Raw genomic sequence first — 1,085 nt, forward strand, 5'->3', positions numbered from 1 at the left:
CGCGCCATGGCCGCCGACAACTCACGTCCCTGGTCCAGGCTTGAGCGGATATCTTTGAGCAAGTCCACCATGGCGGGTTTGGTGGCCGAGGCCTGCAGCCCGGCGAAGGCCCGCAAAATAGGCACACCGGCTTTGTTGAGCGTGTACATCTGGCGTGAGAACACCAGTATGTCTTCCACCACTAGCGGCTTGCGACTTAAACGCGCCAACCAGTTGTCGGCGCTGGCGTCAATCGGTGCAACCGCGATAGCGATGTGAACAGGCGCGACGCCGATGGACATCAACTGATCCGCCACGCCGCCTTCGGTCATGGCTTCCAGTTGACCCTGGACCGCCTCCCCACGGGCGTTGCGCCCACGCCATGCATAGACAGCCATTAAGGTTTAGTCCTGTTCGTCCGCGTCAAAACCAATGCGCAGCCCCTCGGCCAGCGAGGTACGGCCCTGGCGCACCAGTTGCAGGACATGGTTAGCCATGGTTTGCCCCTTCATGCGTTCACGCGCCAGCTTCATGAATGCGGCCGGATCAGAGCGGGAAGCAGCTTGGGTGAGAACCGCGTCCATTTCGAGTAGTTCGTACACGCCTTGCCGCGCTGAATAACCGGTGCCGTTACAGGACGAACAACCACGACCGCGCTTGGGCAACACAAGCTCCCCGGTTTCAACCATGCTGCTCAGCCAGGACTGCTCCTGGGGGCTAGGCTCATGCGGCTCGGCGCATTCAACACAATTGAGCCGCACCAGCCGCTGGGCGATAACGGCCTGCAAGGAGGTCGCCACCATAAAGGGTGGCACGCCCATATCGAGCAGGCGAAACGGCGTGCTGATGGCATCGCGCGTGTGCAGGGTGGACAACACCAGATGACCGGTGATGGCGGCACGCAGGCCGATTTCAGCGGTTTCGGCGTCCCGCATTTCACCGACCAGAATCACGTCCGGGTCTTGCCGCAACGTGGCACGCAACACACGGGCAAAGGTGAGCTCAATCTTCTCGTTGATCTGTACCTGGGTGATGCCCGGCAAGCGATATTCCACCGGGTCCTCCACCGTGATGACTTTGAGTTCGGCGGCATTGATCTCGGCCAG

Annotated in this window: 2 protein-coding genes; both read right to left on the minus strand. The window is 61.1% G+C overall.

The genetic code is table 11. The features are described 5' to 3' along the window. On the minus strand, positions 1 to 377 hold a 377-nt coding region (locus B3V69_RS02225), incomplete at its 3' end, for a type II secretion system F family protein (RefSeq protein WP_296443388.1). A 6-nt stretch (positions 378 to 383) separates the two neighbouring features. Then, positions 384 to 1,085, minus strand: a 702-nt coding sequence (locus B3V69_RS02230; RefSeq protein ID WP_296443389.1) for a GspE/PulE family protein, incomplete at its 5' end; no start/stop codon positions are given.

Origin of the sequence: Rhodoferax sp. UBA5149, from assembly GCF_002413825.1 — a bacterium.
Taxonomy (GTDB): Bacteria; Pseudomonadota; Gammaproteobacteria; order Burkholderiales; family Burkholderiaceae_C; genus Rhodoferax.